At 46.3% G+C, this 19,556-nt stretch carries 19 protein-coding genes and 1 tRNA gene; 8 read left to right on the top strand and 12 right to left on the bottom strand.

What is annotated here, in order from left to right:
- Positions 1–343 precede the first annotated feature (343 nt).
- Positions 344–1,735: a TrkH family potassium uptake protein gene (locus tag K2Y18_07420; GenBank protein ID MBX9805563.1), complete on the top strand. Its 1,392-nt coding sequence runs from the start codon at positions 344–346 to the stop codon at positions 1,733–1,735.
- 27 nt (positions 1,736–1,762) lie between these two features.
- Here the strand turns inward: K2Y18_07420 and K2Y18_07415 are convergent, their stop codons facing one another.
- The 6 genes from K2Y18_07415 to K2Y18_07390 form a co-directional block, all read right to left on the bottom strand.
- Positions 1,763–2,188 carry a hypothetical protein gene (locus tag K2Y18_07415; GenBank protein MBX9805562.1) on the bottom strand — a complete coding sequence of 142 codons (426 nt, stop codon included), beginning with the start codon at positions 2,186–2,188 and terminating at the stop codon, positions 1,763–1,765.
- Between the two features lie 93 nt (positions 2,189–2,281).
- Positions 2,282–2,692, bottom strand: coding sequence for a hypothetical protein (locus tag K2Y18_07410; GenBank protein ID MBX9805561.1), 411 nt, complete (start codon positions 2,690–2,692; stop codon positions 2,282–2,284).
- A 68-nt stretch (positions 2,693–2,760) separates the two neighbouring features.
- Positions 2,761–4,728: an acetoacetate--CoA ligase gene (locus K2Y18_07405; GenBank protein ID MBX9805560.1), complete on the bottom strand. Its 1,968-nt coding sequence runs from the start codon at positions 4,726–4,728 to the stop codon at positions 2,761–2,763.
- Between the two features lie 20 nt (positions 4,729–4,748).
- Positions 4,749–5,627: a ParB/RepB/Spo0J family partition protein gene (locus K2Y18_07400; protein MBX9805559.1), complete on the bottom strand. Its 879-nt coding sequence runs from the start codon at positions 5,625–5,627 to the stop codon at positions 4,749–4,751.
- Positions 5,624–6,415, bottom strand: a complete 792-nt coding sequence (locus K2Y18_07395; protein MBX9805558.1) for an AAA family ATPase — start codon at positions 6,413–6,415, stop codon at positions 5,624–5,626. Before K2Y18_07395 ends, K2Y18_07400 begins: the two co-directional genes overlap by 4 nt.
- Before the next feature lie 348 nt (positions 6,416–6,763).
- Positions 6,764–7,510: a coenzyme F420-0:L-glutamate ligase gene (locus tag K2Y18_07390; protein MBX9805557.1), complete on the bottom strand. Its 747-nt coding sequence runs from the start codon at positions 7,508–7,510 to the stop codon at positions 6,764–6,766.
- 261 nt (positions 7,511–7,771) lie between these two features.
- Here K2Y18_07390 and rapZ point away from each other — a divergent pair, with 261 nt between their 5' ends.
- From rapZ to K2Y18_07375, 3 genes are read left to right on the top strand one after another with little or no spacing between them, the layout of a single operon-like run.
- A complete protein-coding gene (gene rapZ, locus K2Y18_07385) occupies positions 7,772–8,656 on the top strand; it encodes an RNase adapter RapZ (protein ID MBX9805556.1) in 885 nt (294 codons plus the stop codon).
- 17 nt (positions 8,657–8,673) lie between these two features.
- Positions 8,674–9,120 (top strand): PTS sugar transporter subunit IIA, encoded by a 447-nt coding sequence (locus K2Y18_07380; GenBank protein MBX9805555.1) that lies wholly within the window; start codon positions 8,674–8,676, stop codon positions 9,118–9,120.
- An 11-nt stretch (positions 9,121–9,131) separates the two neighbouring features.
- Complete coding sequence (locus K2Y18_07375; GenBank protein MBX9805554.1) at positions 9,132–9,422, top strand: HPr family phosphocarrier protein; 291 nt, start codon at positions 9,132–9,134, stop codon at positions 9,420–9,422.
- Between the two features lie 22 nt (positions 9,423–9,444).
- Here the strand turns inward: K2Y18_07375 and K2Y18_07370 are convergent, their stop codons facing one another.
- Positions 9,445–11,445, bottom strand: a complete 2,001-nt coding sequence (locus tag K2Y18_07370) for a cell envelope integrity protein TolA (protein ID MBX9805553.1) — start codon at positions 11,443–11,445, stop codon at positions 9,445–9,447.
- 122 nt (positions 11,446–11,567) lie between these two features.
- On the bottom strand, positions 11,568–12,218 hold the full coding sequence (locus K2Y18_07365; protein ID MBX9805552.1) for an N-acetylmuramoyl-L-alanine amidase: 651 nt from the start codon (positions 12,216–12,218) through the stop codon (positions 11,568–11,570).
- 248 nt (positions 12,219–12,466) lie between these two features.
- On the opposite strand from K2Y18_07365, the gene K2Y18_07360 reads away from it, so the two are divergent.
- The 4 genes from K2Y18_07360 to K2Y18_07345 all read left to right on the top strand — a co-directional run bounded on the left by K2Y18_07360 (position 12,467) and on the right by K2Y18_07345 (position 15,868).
- A complete protein-coding gene (locus tag K2Y18_07360; protein ID MBX9805551.1) occupies positions 12,467–13,597 on the top strand; it encodes a Fic family protein in 1,131 nt (376 codons plus the stop codon).
- A 66-nt stretch (positions 13,598–13,663) separates the two neighbouring features.
- A tRNA-Ala gene (locus tag K2Y18_07355) sits at positions 13,664–13,739 on the top strand.
- A 51-nt stretch (positions 13,740–13,790) separates the two neighbouring features.
- Positions 13,791–14,075, top strand: coding sequence for a hypothetical protein (locus tag K2Y18_07350; GenBank protein MBX9805550.1), 285 nt, complete (start codon positions 13,791–13,793; stop codon positions 14,073–14,075).
- The gene (locus K2Y18_07345) at positions 14,072–15,868 is read left to right on the top strand and encodes an ATP-binding cassette domain-containing protein (GenBank protein ID MBX9805549.1); all 1,797 of its coding nucleotides are present in this window, start codon (positions 14,072–14,074) and stop codon (positions 15,866–15,868) included. Before K2Y18_07350 ends, K2Y18_07345 begins: the two co-directional genes overlap by 4 nt.
- 103 nt (positions 15,869–15,971) lie before the next feature.
- Here K2Y18_07345 and K2Y18_07340 read toward each other — a convergent pair whose 3' ends face one another.
- The 4 genes from K2Y18_07340 to K2Y18_07325 all read right to left on the bottom strand — a co-directional run bounded on the left by K2Y18_07340 (position 15,972) and on the right by K2Y18_07325 (position 19,511).
- Positions 15,972–16,607, bottom strand: coding sequence for a phosphatase PAP2 family protein (locus K2Y18_07340; protein MBX9805548.1), 636 nt, complete (start codon positions 16,605–16,607; stop codon positions 15,972–15,974).
- Positions 16,608–16,616: 9 nt separating this feature from the next.
- The gene (recJ, locus tag K2Y18_07335) at positions 16,617–18,422 is read right to left on the bottom strand and encodes a single-stranded-DNA-specific exonuclease RecJ (GenBank protein MBX9805547.1); all 1,806 of its coding nucleotides are present in this window, start codon (positions 18,420–18,422) and stop codon (positions 16,617–16,619) included.
- A 96-nt stretch (positions 18,423–18,518) separates the two neighbouring features.
- Positions 18,519–19,013, bottom strand: coding sequence for an outer membrane lipid asymmetry maintenance protein MlaD (mlaD, locus tag K2Y18_07330; GenBank protein ID MBX9805546.1), 495 nt, complete (start codon positions 19,011–19,013; stop codon positions 18,519–18,521).
- A 27-nt stretch (positions 19,014–19,040) separates the two neighbouring features.
- The gene (locus K2Y18_07325) at positions 19,041–19,511 is read right to left on the bottom strand and encodes a DNA starvation/stationary phase protection protein (GenBank protein MBX9805545.1); all 471 of its coding nucleotides are present in this window, start codon (positions 19,509–19,511) and stop codon (positions 19,041–19,043) included.
- Positions 19,512–19,556 lie beyond the last annotated feature (45 nt).

The following is a 19,556-nucleotide window of genomic DNA, read 5'->3' as shown; positions in this document are numbered from 1 at the left end:
GACAGAAGCTCGATAGGGTTTCGAGAGACTTTGATGAATGAATGTTGCCCCCCTATAAAACCAGCTCAAGGGCGCCAGAAGGTAGCAAAGGGCGCTACCGGACTGATTCCAAAAGTGAGGGGGCTTGCGGGGCATAGTGCTCTTTCAAAGGGGTTCTTATAGGGTAAACCCTAAAGTGCACAAGGTTGGTTGTCAATGGATTGTCAACGGCGCCTTTTTGGGAGTATGCTGAAACGTGCTCTTCAAATGATTGGTTTCAAAATATGAGGCTTAGACAGCTGTGATCGCATTTCGGGCGGTTTTTTACCTAATAGGGATATTGCTCAGCATTATCTCAGGCGCAATGCTTATTCCTTTAAGTGTGGAATTGTTTGTTTATCGAACAGGGGGGTGGCGCGGTTTTGCCATTTCGGCATTCATTACGGGTCTTGTGGGAACTTTGTTGGTTTTGTCTAATCGATATGAAGGCAAAACGGAACTTCGGGTCAGAGAGGCCTTTTTATTGACGGCTGCCAGTTGGGTTGCCACCTCTTTCTTTGCGGGCCTTCCTTTCTTTTGGTCAACTTTGTCTTTGGGGTTTCATGATTGTTGGTTTGAATCGGTCTCAGCACTCACGACAACGGGGTCAACGGTGTTGGCTCATTTAGACAGAGTCCCCCGGGGCATCTTATTGTGGCGTGCGCTCCTTCAATGGTTGGGCGGTACTGGAATCATCGTGATGGCCATGACCATCTTACCCATCTTGCGCATCGGTGGAATGCAATTATTTCGCAATGAATTTTCAGATCGGTCTGAAAAAATTCTGCCGCGCCTTTCTCAAATTGCATCAGCTATTTTGTCGATCTATTTAGGGTTTACTCTTATTTGCGCGATATTGTTACATTTTGCTGGCATGAAATGGTTTGATGCGATCTGTCATGCCATGGGTACCGTTTCAACGGGTGGGTTGAGCACAAAAGACCTCTCCATTGGGGCCTATCACAGCTTTTCTATTGAATTGATTTTAATGGTCTTTATGCTCATCGGCGGAACCACCTTTATTTTATTTGTCAAACTATGGCATCGAAATTTTAAAGCCGTTTGGAAGGACAGCCAGGTACGAGCATACTTAAGTACGATCGCCATTGCTTCCCTCCTGGCTACATTTTGGTTGATGATCCACCAAGATGCTGACTTCTTAACGGGTTTAAGACATGCCTCATTTGCGGTAATTTCAGTCATCACTTCAACGGGCTATTGCACCGAAGACTACGCTTTGTGGGGGGCATTCCCTCTTGTTCTGTTCTTCCTTCTTAGCCTTATTGGCGGATGTACGGGATCCACCTCAGGGGGGATTAAGATCTTTCGGTTTCAGGTGCTTGTAGCCGTTGCTTTAAGTCATATGCGCCAGCTGCGCCGTTCTCATGGGGTTTATTTACCCACCTATCAGGGGCAAAAGATTTCAGAAAACATTTCAACTTCTGTCTTCACCTTTATTACCCTTTATGCTTTTTGTTTGATGATGCTTGCCGGGGGACTGTCCATTTGCGGATTAGATTTTATCACGAGCCTTACCGGTGCGGCGTCCGCTCTTGGTAACCTTGGTCCAGGTCTGGGACCACTGATCGGCCCCTTGGGAACGTTCGCTTCATTGGAAATCGCCCCAAAATGTTTGTTGATGTTTGGCATGATTCTGGGTCGCTTGGAATTGTTAGCGATTCTGATTCTCTTTATGCCGTCATTTTGGCGAGATTAAAGGGGGACCATAGTCCCCCGAAGAGGTTTAATCCTGCGCCTTGCCCTTTTTTGAAGGTTTAGGTGGCAATACCTTTTGAAGAGCGATAATGGCCCTGTCTGTAGCTTCATTAGGTTTCACAAAACCAATATTGTAAACACAATAAGGCGGTTTCGCTGTAACTTGAATGGTTCTTAGCACATAGGCTTTATTCATTTTTCCAGTTGTGAACTCTTTCAGCAGTTTTGCCGTTTGAAGTGGTTTTGCATTCCCAAAATCACTTTGTTTGATTTTCGTAGGATCAACCAATATGTAATCGTTGTTATCTATGCGAGTTTGTGGATTCTCAGTTAAATTGAGAATGACATCTTCAGTAATCTTTTTTGCTTCAGGACAGGCTTTTGCAGAATAGCTTGCGGAAAAGATTGTAACGGTCGCAATCAACGTTGACACTCTCTTTCGATTTAATATCATAACCACTCCTATAAAATTTGTTTCTTTTCCAGCTTAGAACAGGGAATTAAGAGCAACTATTAGGTTAATTTCCTAAATGGACTTTCTTTATCCTCATTCGGACTCTGGCTTTAAAACGATCACTGCCACTTCAGTTCCCTTCGTGAGCGTGAAGGGACAATGCCTTTTTGTGGGGTCCATCAACTTAAAACTTTGATGGGTGTTTCTGTAGGGCACCACACTCAAATTGGCATTAGACTTCTCGAGGAATTCATCGAGCTTGTTTTTTGTTTCAATCAATCTATTATTGTAATTGTTGTTTGCTTCTTTATTAGAAGCCAAACTAAACTTTCGTGAGTCGGATCCCTCTTTTTCATTCTTGATTTCGACCGAACCATTCTCAGAAAGTTTCTTTACAACTTCTGGGGTAATAAATCCTGGACAGATGGGTTTGTCTGTAGTGCCAAATGAGGCTGCCGACAAACAAGCGAACCCGAGTCCTAATTGAATAATTTTGTACATCATCCCTCATCCTCATAAATCAGATTAAACGTTTCATTTTTATCTATGCAACAAGTGGCGTTAATTTTAGGTTAATTTTTTGTAAGCTCTTCACAATTTTGAAATTGATCAAGAGCCTCAGGGTTTGCGAGGGCTTCTCGGTTCTTAATGGGGTCGCCATGAATGATATTGCGTACCGCTTGCTCGGCGATCTTGCCGTTTCTTGTGCGGGGTATATCGGTGACTTGGATGATTTTTGACGGAACATGTCGGGGGGTGGTGTTGGTGCGAATATGGGATTTTATTTTTTGAATGAGGGGATCATCAAGTGCCACGCCGTCTTTGAGATGGACAAACAAAATAATGCGTTCATCGTGCTCCCAGGTTTGGCCAACCGCGACGCTTTCTAAGACTTCCGAGATTTGTGCCACTTGTCGGTAGATCTCGGCCGTTCCTATTCGAATCCCCCCTGGATTTAGGATGGTATCGGAGCGACCATAAATGATCATCCCCCCATGGGGAGTCAGCTCTACAAAATCCCCATGATGCCAGACGTTGGGGAAGCGGGCAAAATAGGCGGCGTGATACTTTTCTCTCCCAGGATCGTTCCAAAACCCCAAAGGCTGGGAGGGGAAAGGTTGGGTGCAGACCAGCTCTCCCTTTCCACCGACAATAGGTTTTCCATCTTCATTAAAAACAGTTACTGCCATGCCAAGGCCTCTTGTTTGAAGTTCCCCGCGCCTCACGGGTGCGATTGGGTTCCCCAACATAAAACAGGAGATGATATCTGTGCCCCCAGAAATGGAAGCCAAACAGACGTCTGTTTTAATGGCGCGATAGACGTAGTCAAAACTGGAAGGGGAGAGGGGAGAGCCCGTGGACGTGATCATGCGTAAGTGAGAAAGGGGGTGGGTGGTCTTTGGTTCAGCACCGAGGCTTTCGAGTGTATCCAAATATTTTGCCGAAGTTCCAAACAGGGTGATGCCTTCCTTTTCGGCGATATCAAATAAAATCTCAGGATGGGGATATGTTGGGGATCCGTCATACAAGACAAGACTTGCGCCACTAGCAAGGGCGGAGACGAGCCAATTCCACATCATCCACCCACAGGTTGTATAATAGAAAACTTGATCGTCGGGCTTTATATCGCAGTGGAGCTGGTGCTCTTTCAAATGCTGGAGAAGCGTACCGCCGCTCCCGTGAACGATGCATTTGGGGATGCCTGTTGTCCCTGAAGAATACATTATAAACAAAGGATGATTGAAAGGCATTTGGGCAAAGTCGATGGTTGTGTCACTGGATGCTGCTAGAAGCTCATCCCATATTTCAAAAGGGGTTTCCTTAGGGTGTGAGTTAAGGTCTTTTGCCGTGGAGAGGTAAGGGATAATGATGGTTTTCTCTAGGGAAGAAATAGCCGCTTGAATAGCGACGAGACGATCCAGACAGATATGGGTTTTTCCGCCATAGAAATACCCGTCGGCCATGAGGAGAATTTTCGGATTGATTTGAGAAAAGCGATCCACAACGCCTTGCACGCCAAAGTCCGGTGAACAGGAGGACCAGACCGCCCCTAGGCTGGCGGCGGCTAACATCGCGATGATTGTTTGGGGCATGTTCGGGAGGTACCCTGCCACTCGATCACCCGGTTTTATCCCCCATTGTTTAAAGACATGGGCGAGCTTGGCTGTTTGGTCATACAGGTCTTGAAAAGATAGTTTTTGAAGAACTTTATCTTCACCATAAAAGGTAATGGCTGTGACATCATCATGCCGCTTCAGGAGGTTTTCGGCATAATTCAGTCGGGCATCGGGGAAGAACTTTGCGGCTTCAATGGTCTGTCCATCAATCAAAATCCGATCACCTTGTGTTTCAGATATGACATTGCAAAATGACCATACAGCCGTCCAAAACTTTTCGGGTTCCTTAATTGAGAAATCATAGAGGTCCTGAAAAGTGGGAAAGGGCAGTCCATAGTCGGAACGAACCCTGTTCATGAACCGAGTCAGATTGGCATCTTTTAGGGTACTTTCAGAAGGACGCCATAAGATCTGATCGGTCATAAAGCACCTCAAAGAGACGGTTAGATTGCGATGGCCCTCAGCTTGTCCATGAATTCATCAATCTCTTCATAGCTATTGAATTGGACCGTTAAAGTTGCGCCGCTTTGTTTGACCTTCAGGGCAACTTGGAGGCGCAAAAGGTGGGCGATCTCATTCTCGATGATTCTGGTTTGTTCAGCGAGCTCTGTGTCGGGAATTTCAAGAACGCGGGGGTTTCTGACCCGTCGCCGCAGCTGCTCGGCTTGGCGGACATTGAGGTTATTGTCGATAATATTTTGGGCCATCTCTTCCATGTTTTCCGCATTAATCAGCGTACGGGCATGGCCTGCTGAGATCTTTCCGTTTTGAATCATCTCTTTGATATGGGCGGGCAGCTGATTGAGACGCAGCATGTTGGCGACATGGCTGCGGCTTTTTCCGATGGAGCGCGCTAGTTCTTCTTGTGTGTAGCTGAATTCTTCCAAAAGACGATGATACCCTTCCGCTTCCTCGATGGGCGTGAGGTCATCCCTCTGGATGTTCTCAATGAGGGCGACTTCTAAGGCTTCCTGATCATTATACTCCCGTACAATGACGGGGACGTTTTCGAGGTTGAGGGTGCGGGCCGCACGCCAGCGGCGCTCGCCGGCGATAATTTCATAAGTGCCCATATCATGGTCGAGGGGGCGCACGACAAGGGGCTGAATAATGCCTTTTTCCCGAATGGAATCGATAAGGGCTGTCAGCTTCTCGTCATCAAAGCGTGTCCGGGGCTGATATTTTCCGGGCTTTAAGTTAAGTGTCGGTAAGGTAGAGACAGAACTCGGGCTGCCATCATCCATCAGGGCTGATTCCCCCAAAAGGGCGGAGAGTCCGCGACCAAGAGGGGCTCTTCTTGTATCAGTTTCAATTTCGTTCATGCGACTTTCTCCTGTTGTTTCAGTTGAGCATCCCGAATGAGGACTTCACGGGCTAAGGCCATGTAAGCTTGGGATCCAGGGCACCTAAAGTCATAAATCATGGCCGGTTTCCCATGGCTAGGAGCCTCAGACACCTTGGTGTTTCTCGGGATAACGGTTTGGAATACTTTGTCGGCCAGGTAAGAGCGGACATCGCGTGCTACCATTTCACACAACGAGCTCCTCCGGTCAAACATTGTCAGGATGATGCCAAAAAGAGAGAGATGTGGATTTAAGGTTTTGCGGATCTTTTGAATGGAGCCGAGCAAATAACTTAAACCCTCCAAGGCGTAATATTCACACTGCAATGGGATAATGACATCTGTAGCCGCAACCATGGCGTTTAAGGTCAACAGACCCATTGAGGGCGGGCAATCGATGAGAATATAGTCAAACATGTGGGTATAAGGCGCGATGATGTCCTTGAGAATATATTCCCGGCGATCCATCCCGACAAGCTCAATTTCAGCCCCAAGGAGGTCAATGGCTGAGGGGACGATTGAAAGCCCCGGTATGACTGTCTTAACGATGACTTGGCTCATTGTGTAATCGCCAATCAACAAGCCATAAGAGTTGAGGAGGCGACGTTGTTTGCTCAAACCCAAGCCTGTGGAGGCATTGGCTTGGGGGTCAAAATCGATGATTAGCACACGCTTACCAGCTGCCGCCAACCCGGTCGCCAGGTTTATGGTCGTTGTCGTTTTTCCCACCCCACCCTTTTGGTTTGATACGGTAAAAATTCGGGTCATTCTTCCTCTTAAACTCCAGTTTCTTGTTTTTAGCGTGCGTTGAAATGGGTCATTTAAAATGAGTATACCTGATCCATGGAGCCTGTGTCATCCATAGTCGCAATTTTTTTTAAGAAGAATTTTAGTTATTCTTCCCTTGAAGGAAGGAGGCTGATGGTGAAAAAGACTATGAAATTCAAATAATTATGTCATCGCGAGGAGTGAGGCGACGTGGCGATCCATGTATTTTTTACTCATTTCAATACACAATGTCAAAAAATCAAATACATGGATTGCCGCGTCACTCGCCTCCGCCTTTGGTTTCGGCTTAACTCCTCGCAATGACTGAATATGTTCATTCAGTCACCATCATTTTCGCTTATTCCAAATCCAGGGGGCATTCTTTAAGAGGGGGCCATAAATATCTTCATCGAGGGGAATTTGGATCATTTGTTCCTCATCCGCTGTCGGGGGGCGGGATAGAAACTGGATCTTGGGCGCAGCTTCGATAAGCGCCAGGGGTGTTTGTTCTGCGCCTTCGCCCATCACAAAGACGCAAGAAGTGGCCAGGGCATCCAGTATGTTAATTTGTGTTACACGAAGGGGGTGATCATACAGATCCGGCTGCCCAACATAGCTGTGTAACGGCGCAAACCCGCACCAACCCAACGCTACTCCCGTAACCCCTTTCCTCAAAGGGGTGGTATGACTGTCGGTTATCAAGATGCCGAGATGGGTGAGGTGATGCTTCTTTTTCAAATACTGCCAGACATCCTGCGCTGTTTCTTGAATCTTGTGGGGGTAAAGAATATAGATACCATCTCCATTAGACTCATCTATGCCTGCAGAGGGGATCAAGATATTGTTTTTGATGGTCAAGTGCGCTTCGTACAAGCTTTCCTGTTCTGTCAGATAAGCATCCGCTTCTTCCTTGACAAGGGCATATTTGTTTCCAACGGAGTCTTTTGGAACGACCCGACCCTGACATAGGCTAATGATTTTGGAAGTGATGCATACAATCATCCCCTCTTTCAAAGATAGGACATGCGAATCGAGAATCGCATGAAGAGAGTCGCCGGGCTCTATGAGGTGGGTTTTGATGGCTTTAATTTGCATGTTTTCTTCTCTTTTAAGTATTCTTGAGTCCCTAGGGGGTACATTGGGTTTTCAGAAATATTTTTTTAAAGAAACCTCACATATCTTCTTGGTGGAGTCAATGGAATTGCTGAACAATGCTTCGTGACATCTGATGGGTTTTTCTTTTAGGGTTCAGATTTATCGTGCAATACCTCCTGGAGTTGGATATAATTAAGCCGAATAACATGTGCCATGTCTTGAGTCTCAAATTTTTCGGGAAGTGTAGGGCATAGATAAAAAATGTCAGAAAAAGATATCTCCGCACAAAAGATTATTCTCGTCACAGGAATGTCTGGAGCCGGGCGCTCGACCGCTCTTAAAGTTCTGGAAGATTTGGGCTACGAGGCCATCGACAATCTCCCTTTAAGTCTCCTGCCTCATTTATGTGATCAAATCCCTTCATGGGAGCGGCAGAGCCCGCTGGCTATTGGGATTGATACCCGATCTTTTGGCTTTGATCTAAGCCGATTTCAAACTGTATACCAAACATTGTCTGACTCCCCAAGTGTCTCCGTGCGTCTTTTGTACTTGGAATGTGATGATGATGTTTTGATGCGCCGTTTTACGGAAACCCGGCGCAGACACCCCATTGGGGAATTTACGTTGCCGGAAGCCATTGCTCAAGAACGTCAGTTAATTGATCCCTTGAAATCGAAAGCCGATTTGGTGATTGATACTTCTCATTTATCGATGCCGAGTTTTGGGCAAATGGTACGCCAACATTTTAGTTTGGATGAATCCCTCACCCTTTTGATTCGCCTTATGTCTTTTTCGTATCGTCGCGGATTGCCGCGCGAGGCTGATATGGTTTTTGATGCCCGTTTTCTGTCGAATCCTCATTATGAAAAGCCGTTTCGAGCCTTATCAGGAAAGGACGCCGCTGTCGGAGAGTTCTTGACCCATGATGAAAACTGGCAAGCAGTGTATCAATCCCTTCAGGAAATCATCTCTCATTCATTGAAGGGCTTCCGCTTGAGTGGCCGGAGTTATTTGACCATCGCCTGCGGGTGTACAGGGGGCCAACACCGCTCTGTATTTTTAGCGGAAGAGTTGTCAAAATGGCTTCACAACGAGGGAGAAAGAGTTATCATTGAACATCGGGATTTGCCTATACGCGTATCGTAATGAAGGGAGATATGAACATGATTGGTCTAGTAATTGTAACTCATGGACAACTTGCAAAAGCCTTTGTAGAGGCTTTGGAACATGTGGTTGGACCACGCGAAAACATTCGCGCCATCTGCATCTATCCCCAAGATAATATGGACAAACAACGGGAAAATATTTTGAAAACGGTCGAGGAAGTGGATAGCGGTGAAGGCGTTATTCTCTTGACGGATCTTTTTGGGGGAACGCCATCGAACCTCGCTATTTCGGCCTTAGGGATCAAACCCGTTGAAGTCATTGCGGGTATAAACTTACCGATGCTTGTCCGCTTAGCGCGTCTGAAAGAAGGGACTCCCTTGAAGGAAGCGGTGGCTCAAGGTCAAGAAGCAGGTCGAAAATACATTCATGCGGCCTCAACTTTGCTTGAGGGAAATATTATCGAGCCGGTCACTGCCGACCATGTCACGCATAGCGCTGGGTAGGGAGGTCGCTTGTGACTGATCCACTCTATGCGCGAACCGTCACCATCATTAATCCCTTAGGTCTTCATGCGCGGGCCTCTGGTAAGCTTGCAAAATTAACGGATCAATTTAATGCCTCTGTGACCGTGGAAAAAGATCAAGAGGTTGCCAGTTCCGATTCTGTTATGGAATTGATGATGCTCACCGCCGGGCCCGGTGATGAACTGACGATCAGGGCCGCAGGACCAGACGCAAAAGCAGCGCTCGACGCTGTCGTCGGTTTGATTGAAAGCGGCTTTGGGGAAGAGGTTGGTAGGAGTTAGGGCAGCTCACGAGGGCAGTCCCTTAATCATCATCTTCTTCAGTCCCCTTCAACTTTTCTAACCCCTTAAATATAGAGCGCGGAACCATTTTTTGAGCGATAAAGATATTTCTCAATTGCTCAATCAAATAGGGCGGGAGGTCATCGTCCCATAATTTAATAACGGAAGCCAGGCTTGCTGTGCTCCCCGATATTTGGCTAAGGGCTAAATGGGGATTAAAAAGTTCGGCGGCACATATGTCCTTGAAGAATACCATGAAATGGCCCCCTTTTCCGCGATCTTCCTGAAGCTTGCCCCCCAAAGCTATAACGAGGGCTTTGAGTTGATTGAATTTAATGCAGACAGTATTGTTCCAAGAATTTCTGCCTTCCCTGTTAAAGAAAAGTTCCAGGATTTCAAGGTTTCCAGCCAATTTATCGACCAGTGGATTAAGATCTGCGATCGGAAAATGGGCCAGCAAAGATTCTGGAGAATTATCGTGAGCAAGTTCGACAACAACAGGTTCTTCCATTTCCTCCTCTTGTTGAGGCGCACGTGCCTGACGCTTCTGTTCCTTACATTCTGCCCTTTCAAGAATTTTACGTGCCTCTCTTTTCGTTTCAGCGGCTTGCGCCCTTTGAGAGGAGAGGGACTCGACTTGAGCGGCTTCGCTAAAGGGGGCAGGGGCAACAGCTTGCCTTCTTCTTTGCGACATATGTGACCGATGCAATTCTTCGAGAGCCTGTTTGGCTTGAGCTTGTCTTTCCGCGCGGTCCCTCTCTGCTTCTTGGTGTTGCATTATATTTTGAACGTGCTTCTGTTTGCTGTTTGCTTTCTTCTTCTGCCGAGCTTGTTGAGTTTCTCTTTTGCGTCGTTCCTGAGCTTGCATTTCAGAAGCGATGAAAGCTTCTACGCGTTCATCGCGCGCATTCGGGTCTTGTAATTTCAAATTGACGATGTACGTGCAGAGAAGCGTATTGCACAGAGGAATCAAGATAAGGGTGTCCTCATCGGTTTTGCTTCTTTCATAAATGGGAAAAAGCGCAGGGATAAAGCCATGAAATTTATCCAATATCATTTCTCGCTCCTCAAGGGTGGCGGCTGATGCAAACGCTCTTTGGTAGGCATAAAGGATGATGCCACTTTCAAATGCCGTCTTAGTTGGCTCGAAGACCTCGATTGCTCTGCAAAAATAGGAAAATCTTTCTTGGGGAAATTGGGATCCTCTAAGAAATAGAAAATCCCCTTTCAAGCTTTCGAGATAGATGTCTCTGCAGCCGCATTTCTCAATGAAGAAAAGAGTTCTTTCTAAGCAGACAATTTTTTCTTCGAGACTCTGTCGGTCCGTATGGCAGCTTCTGTTGACGAGCGTTGTAATTCGTAGATCCAGGACATCTTCCACTTTGATGGGAAGGCGAGCCTTGCTTATGCCATAAAGAAGAAAGGGGCTTGCGAGCCCGCAATATTTATCACCAATGCCGTAAAAGGGTCCGTCTCCGCACCCCTCCATAATCCAACAACCAAGTTGAGTTAAGTAGTCACTTGAAGACGTAATGCCGGTCGACCCTAGGACTCCTTTTAGGCAGCTCTTATCGTTGATAAAGGCTGTGATGTGACTCCTCAATTGATCGATCATCATATAAGCGATGCCACGGTCGCGACCGTCTGGTGTCATTTTCATGCATAGACTTAAGTAGGATAGAAGAAGCTCTTGCGTTGGTATAGTTGTAGGAGTTGGAAAGGAGGCCTTAAATATGGCCGTTGCTTTATCTTGAAGTTGGCAATAGTAGTGATGAACTTTTCGTCTGTCCTCAGGAAAAGTCGCAAACTCTGTGAGAAATCTTTTTAAGCCACCTGGTTGTGTATTATACCACTTTATCTCATCAGTTATCACTCTGACCAATTTGGCATCGTCCTTAGCTTCGAACAGTTTTTGATATTCTGTTTTAGCTTTCTGAGACTCGCCGGTTGCTTTTTCTGCAGCGCCGCTGGAAATGCTCATGACAATGACCAATGAAATCGTAGAAATAATGTATTTGATCATCGCATGTCCGTTCGAAAGTTATATAAGAATTGGGAATTTTTGATTTAATAAATATCATTACTTATTTAAATATACAACTTAATTCTGTCTTTTTTAATACGATTACCTAGATAAGCGGATGATTAAGTGTTCTTCATCAACCCGTGCAGGGCAAGTATCATTAATTCCGAAGGAATGCCGGTCAGCTCAGACGGCGTGAAATGGCGTTGAAAAGCAAGGCATACCAGCTTTGTCTCGTCATCCAAAACACCCGTCATGGGGCAGGCATACCCAATTTGAGTCAAGGCTTTTTGAATTTCTACGACGGTCATTTGTGTCAACCGATTCGAATCTGAAGTCGGCCACAGGCCAAAACCGTGGGTGGCAAGATCAGCCCAGGGGAACAACGCGCCGGGATCCTGTTTTCGCAAAGGGGCTACATCCGAATGGCCCACAACGCGATGGCGGGGAATGCGGTAGACTTCGCACAATTCTTCCAACACTTCGAGCAAGGTATTCATTTGGGAGGGGGGAAAAGGTTCAGGCCCAAACGTGTGCCCGCGATTATCCAACTCAATTCCGATGGACCGGCTGTTAACATCACTGTCCCCTTCCCATGAACTCAAGCCTGCATGCCACGCCCGAAGTTTTGGGTCGACCAATTGATAGAGCGTGCCCTCTTTGGTGATGAGGAAATGCGCACTCACTTTTGCCTCAGGATCGCATAATCGGGTCAGAGCCTCTTGCGCTTCTTGCAAATCCGTATAGTGAATCACGATGAGATCGGGCACCATTCCATTGGGTCGGGGCTCAAAATTTGGCGAAGGATGGGGAATTATTTTCAATAAGAAAACTCATTAAATGACTCTTTTATGTTCTTATTATATCGTTTTTGAAGGAGAATTGAAATGGTCCCCAACCGGAAATAAGGATCTAAATTCGGGATTCTTATTTCAGTTTAAGCTCTTAAGTTGAAATAAAGAGCCAAATCTGATAGCCTTATTTCAAGTTAAGGCCTCAACTAGAAATAAGGAATTGAATTGTGATAGAACGTAAAACAGGAGATTACGAAACTTTAGGAAGTCTTAATCACTTTATCCCTTATCCCTTACCCCCCAGTAATCCATCGTTTCAAATGGATTATGACCTCATAGAATTGTACGGTAAAGCCATGCATAAACTGGGCCATCTCAATGAAATGGCCCGACGGATTCCAAACATTCAACGGTTCATTAAAGCTTATATTACAAAAGAAGCTCTTCTTTCTTCTGAGATTGAGGGGATTCAAACAACGCTGGTAGATGTTCTTTCAGAACCCAGTTCGGATTTTCGTCCTAATAAAGAAACGCAACTGGTTCTTAATTATACAAAGTCACTTGAAGTGGCACTCGATCTCATCCAAAAGCAAAATATGCCTCTTGTCTCGCGGGTGATTTTGGCGGCGCACCAAACGCTCATGCAAGGGGGGGATGGGGATAAAGCGTCGCCAGGATCTTACCGCCAACAAAGTGTGCGCGTAGGGGACCATATTCCCCCAACAGCACCCCATATTCCTCAACTTATCAAAGATCTTGAAACGTATATGAATACGGATACGACAACATTGCCGCTTCTCAAAGCCGGATTTGCCCACGTCCAATTTGAGACCATTCACCCCTTTTTGGATGGCAATGGGCGTATTGGTCGATTGTTGATTGTTCTGATGCTCCTCAAAGATGGTCTTTTGAACGAAGCGATTATTTATCCCTCCTATGCGTTTAAAAAGCACCAAATGGCATATTATGTCGCTTTAGACAATGTTCGATCCAAGGGGGACTTTGAGGGTTGGATTCGCTTTTATCTTCAATCTCTGATTGAAAGCGCAGAAGATGCATGGGCTCGCGCAAAAGATATTGAGCTTCTTGAAAAATGTATGACAAAAACAATTCAGCAGAGTTCCTTGTTTGTCAAAACCCGGGATGATGCCTTAAATTTACTTTCTTTATTATTTCAATTTCCTGTCATCAGAATTACGGATGCTGCCAACCATCTCGGAAAAAGCTATAACAGTGTGAATACACTTATGGAGCGGTTTCAGGAATTGGAAATTCTTGCGCCAGGCTCGGACCAAAAACGCAACCGAACCTACCTTTTTAAGGGGTATTTGGATGTGTTAGAACAAGTTTATGGGTAAAGAGAGCGATATATTCCCTTGAAAAATGGTGAAAAGGCCGCTATTTATAAGTCTGATGATAAAAGTGGGGCCATAGCTCAGCTGGGAGAGCGCTACGATGGCATTGTAGAGGTCAGGAGTTCGATCCTCCTTGGCTCCACCAAATCAATAAAAGACAGGCCACAACGAAAAACCATAAAGGACTTTAATTTCCTTGTCCTCCCTTGCCACAGAAGCCTTCAAAACACTAAACACGCTGTTTGAGCAGCTTGAAAAAGCAGGCTTTGATGCAGAGTGTGATGGTCATTCTTTGGCCTTTGACTTTGAGGGGCGTCCCTACCTTCTCAACTACCATGGCGTTACTCAGCAACTTTGGCTCGCCTCTGGCTTAACGGGTGCCCATCATTTCCGGTTTCAGGACGGTCATTGGATTTCGACACGGGGAACAGAGGAGTTGATTACTCTTCTTGAAACAGAATTGGGGACATCCCTTTCATGACGCAAAGCCAAGCTTCCTCCTCCAACACTATCCAAAATATAAAGGATATATTAGAGCTTGTTCGGCCTTATCGCCGTCCGATGGTATTGGCCACGCTCTCCCTCACGTTAGCTGCCGGAATGGTCTTGAGCTTGGGGTGGGCTTTGCGCAGTCTTATCGATTATGGATTTGCCCAAGAAGATTCTGCTGCCTTGGACTCCATTCTTCTATTGATGGGACTGGCTGTTGCGTTTCTTGCTATCGCTAGTTTTGGGCGTAGTTACTACATAGGTTGGGTAGGAGAACGGGTCATTACGGATTTGCGCCAGCGCGTCTTCAATCATTTGTTATCACTCGATGTTGGATTTTTTGAATTGATTCGGTCTGGGGAATTGGTGTCACGCATCACCACAGACACCACGCTCATTCAAGTAGTCATCGGAACGTCGGCGGCGGTTGCGGTTCGCAATCTTTTATTGCTTGGGGGAGGGCTAGTGATGATGATGGCAACCTCTTTAAAGCTGACTCTTTTAACGCTGATCATTGTCCCCTTTGTTTTGATTCCCATCCTGATTTATGGCAAGCGGGTGCGAAAATTATCAAAACTTACCCAAGATCGCATTGCAGATGTAGGCGGGTTTTTAGAAGAAACTTTGGGGGGGATTCGCACCTGTCAGGCTTTCATGCATGAGGATACGGATCGTCGGCAGTTTGAGGACCAAACGGAAAGAGCTTTTGATGTTTCCATTAAACGTATTCATCTTCGGTCTCTTCTTGCTTGTCTTATCATGATTCTTGTTTTTGGGGGGGTGAGCCTCGTTCTATGGATAGGCGGCCGTGACGTGCTGGCGGGTGAACTTGCGGCTGGCCAATTGTCCGCTTTTATTTTTTATGCCGTTGTCGTTGCCGCATCAGCGGGGTCATTTTCAGAAATTTTTGCTGACCTGCAACGGGCAATTGGTGCCTTAGACAGATTGCGGGAACTATTGGCAACTGCCCCGAGTTTAGCGCCTGTTTCTGGGATCCCTTCACGCAAACTTCCTATTCCCTCAACAGGTGTTGTTGCCCTTCATAACATTTGTTTTGCCTATCCAAGTAACCCGGAACGCCCCATCTTGAACAATGTAACTTTATCCGCAGCGCCAGGCGAAAAGATCGCGATTGTGGGGCCATCGGGTGCTGGCAAAAGCACGATTCTTTCTCTTCTTTTGCGCTTCTATTCCCCTCAATCCGGTTCCATTTATTTGGACGGGATAGATGTGAGAGATGTGGATGTCAGCGAGGTTCGGGCTCGCATGGGATTGGTACCACAAGACCCTACCATCTTCTCTCAATCGCTTTATGAAAATATTCTCTATGGTCGCCCGAATGCCAGTGAAACCGATGTTTGGAGAGCGGCTGAATTGGCTCATTTGAGTAGTGTCATCGAAGATTTACCTCAAGGAATTCATACACTTTTGGGAACGAAAGGGGTGCGGTTATCGGGTGGACAAAAGCAACGACTTGCCATCGCGCGTGCTATTTTACGCAATCCGTCCATCCTCCTTCTCGACGAAGCAACCAGTGCCCTTGATTCAGAAAGTGAGCATTTGGTCCAACAGAGTCTGAATCATTTAATGGCAACGCGCACGACGATTGTGATTGCCCATCGCCTCGCCACAGTTTTAAAAGCGGATCGCATCATCGTGATGGATCGCGGGCAAATAAATGCGGTTGGCACTCATGCCGAACTCATTAGTGAAGATGGTCTCTATCGCCGACTTGCCATGATGCAATATGCCAACCGAGAATCTGATACCCGCTGGATGGCTTGAGGGGGGGATTAAGGTTTTCTCTCGCGTAGCGTAAAGGTCGGGTGAGGGGTATGTTGCATCCAATAGAATTTATTGTGAAATAAATACATATTATTAATGTCTCTTACGACTTCTTCTCTCTCAAGCACAAATACCCAACTCCCATAGCTCCTAAAAGTCCGATAAAGCCAGCGTAAACATGCATTGGGATTCCGATTCGGAAATGAATCACGCTCATCATGACGCTAGATAGAAAGATCAAATAGGATCCCAAACGCGCTGGTTTGTTTTGAATCTTGGGGAGTTGAGATCCCCAAATAAATCCATAAATTGTTATGATTCCAAAGACCACAGAAGCGATGACATCAGAAAAATTGTGATACCCTTGTTGAATCAACCCAAAGGCGATGCCACTTAAGACAATCAGTAGGAGGGCACGAATCAGAGTTTGCTCATAAATCAAAAACAACCATCCATAAAAGACGACTGCGACTTGCATATGACCGCTGGGAAAGGCAAAGCCTTCTTTTCCAAGGGCGGGATTGAGGGGAACTAAAAATATCGATTTCAAAAGCATGTTAAATATCATGGTAAAAAAGATGAGGAGGCATGCAGATTGCCACACGGTTAATGCAGAATGATTGGACCTCAGAATGGCTTTCCTTTGTGCTATGTAGCCCGTAAGGATGAGGGGGACAATAAGGGTGGCATGACTAAAGGCGAGAAAGGTTTTGGCTAAAGGGGAAAATATATCGTCCATAATTTGGGCTTAAATCTCCATCAAATCATCAATATAGACAACCGCTTCATTGCGCCCTCCCCAGGTATCAAGGCGCAACGTTCCCGCAACATGAACTGGGCGGTTCTTTGACTTTAAAATGGTTTGTCCCAGAGCTTGCTGTGCCACTCTGAAAGCAATGGCTTTTTGTCGTGCCCCGTCTTCACTTAAGAGCGTGCAACGCACATGATCGGACCCAAAGACTTCTGCATAAGATATGCGTACATTTTGAATCATGAATTTTGGCGTTGGATTGCCGGCCCCAAAAGGTTCCAAACACGTTAAGCTTTGAAGAAATTCAGGGGAGATCCCCTTTAAAGTGATGGAAGCATCGACCTCTAAACTCGGGAGAATGTTATCCATGTCTGAGGCCAGACGGTTCGATAGGAAGTCATAGAATTGATCATAAAGATCACGTTTCACAGTGAAGCCTGCCGCCATCGGATGCCCACCCCCATGAACCAGAAGCCCCTGATGGCAGGCCGCATGCATAGCAGTGCCAAGATCAACGCCAGAGACAGATCGGCCTGATCCTTTGCCCATATCATCCGTGAAGCTTATGACGCAAGCAGGGCGCCCATACCGCTCTTTCAGGCGGCTGGCGACAATCCCAATCACTCCTGGATGCCAGGCTTCCCCCTTCACGAGAAGAAGAGATTTTGTTTTCAAATCCGTTGTTTCCACAAGATTAATGGCTTCTTCCAAGACGGTCGCTTCAATTTGTTGACGTTCCCGATTCAATGCATCCAGACGTATGGCCAGAGTACGTGCGTCTGTTTCATCGTTCGTTGAGAGAAGGCGTGCCCCGAGGTCAGCAGCGCCGACCCGTCCCCCGGCGTTGACCCGGGGGCCAATCATAAAGCCGAGATGATAGGCAGTGGGCGCTTCCTTTAAGCCCGAAACATCCGCTAAAGCTGTTAAGCCTACATTTTGGCGCCACTTTGCAATCCGCAACCCTTGGGTCACAAAAGCCCGATTAAGACCGGTCAAAGGCATCACATCGCAAACGGTCCCAAGGGCCACAAGGTCAAGGAGAGTCATCAGGTCTGGCTCAGGCCCCTCAAACCAATTGACCTCACGAAGTTTGCGTTGAAGGGCGACCAGAAACACAAAAGACAATCCGGCAGCACACAAGGTTTTGAGTGGCGATTCCTGATCAAGACGGTTGGGGTTGATGATTCCATAAGCTTCTGGCAAAGAGGTTTGCGCGACATGGTGGTCAATGACGATAACATCCAAGCCAAGGGCTTTGGCTGCTGCCAATGGTTCAAAAGAGGTTGTGCCACAATCAACCATAATAACAAGGGTATGCCCCTCCTTTTTCAAAGTCTGCATCGCTTCAACGTTGGGGCCGTACCCCTCGTCGATGCGGTCAGGTATATAGATTCGAATATCCTTCTTCAGAAAGGCAAAGTAACGGTGAAGAAGGGCGCAAGATGTCCCGCCATCCACATCATAGTCTCCAAACACGGCAATTTTCTCATCAGCCTTTATGGCCGCAACTACGCGATCAACTGCCTGATCCAGATCCTTTAAATGGGAGGGATCCGGCAGGAGATTACGCAACGTAGGTTCTAGAAAGGCGGGGACATCCTCTAAGGCGACGCCACGATTCGAGAGCAATTGCCCGACGGAGGGGGAGAGGTCATAACGCTGGGTAATCGCAAGGGCTTGCCGTTCATCGTGGGTGCGAAATTGCCAGATCTTTCCAGATATAGATAACCTTCCCTCAAATAATGAATCTGGGGACGCGGTGGCTTTTGAAGGGTGATCAAGGGATTCTTTAAGTATATTCATTCATAATTGTCCCTTGCAATCCTAGTGAGATTTGTTGTTATTCTTCACTACCACATCGGGCTTATGGAAACAATCATTGACGATAGGGTTAGAGTTTTAGACTGTATTCTTCTTCTTTGATTTCTTTTCTTTTTTTTCCTCTTTCTCGTTGTCTTTTCCAGAGAAGAGGTATCTGCCGATCAGCGCTTCAAAACTGACCGAGGATTGGGTGTAACTAATCACCCCTCCTGGAGCGAAGATTCTTTCATCGCCTCCCGGAATAAGGGCGATATATTTGCCCCCCATCAAGCTTTCGCTTGTGATTTCGGCGGCTGTATCAACGGGTAATTTTAAGTCATTACTCACCGTTAAAACGACCTGGGCTAGAAAAGTTTTGGGATCGACATCAATCTTGGTGATACTTCCAACTTTTACACCACTAACCCGGACATCATTGCCGACAGTGAGCCCATCGATCCGGTCAAATGAGGCAACGAGTGGGTAACCACTATAGACGCCGCCTTTGCTAGAAGTATATGCGAAAACGAGAAAGAACGAGGCAATGATTAAGACAATAGCTCCCATCACAGCTTCAATCATATTGGTTCGCATGAATCTTTCCTTATCATTCTTTCAAAATCATTCAAGATGGCTGCGGAGCATCCAGGCAGCCTTTGAATGGATTTCCATTCTTCTGGTTAACATATCAACTGTTACGTCATCATTATTGGTTTCAGCAACATCTAATACTTCTTTCAAGCGTCGAACCACAAGCTCATTGTCGAGGACAAGTTGTCGCAGCATGTCAGCAGAATCGTAAATATGATGTGTTTCTTCCTTCACGGCAGAAATTCCGGCAAATTCTGTAATAGAGCTCGGCGCCCAGTATCCAAGCGTTCGAATGCGCTCTGCAATCATGTCTGTGCCTTCGATCAAGTCTTTATAAAGCTCTTCAAAGAAGTGATGGAGAGAATAAAAATTAGCTCCTGTCACGTTCCAATGGAAACTGTGGGTTTTTGCATAAAGAATAAAAGTATCCGCAAGCACCCGACCTAAGGCTTGTGTGATCACTTTACGATCTTTTTTGGGCATCCCAATGTCCATAATCATATTCGGTGTCTCCTGACCAAATGGCTTAAGTTCAGCTGTTTTATT

Source organism: Alphaproteobacteria bacterium (assembly GCA_019746225.1).
Classification (GTDB): Bacteria; Pseudomonadota; Alphaproteobacteria; order Paracaedibacterales; family VGCI01; genus VGCI01.
This window is presented reverse-complemented; position numbering and strand designations above follow the sequence as displayed.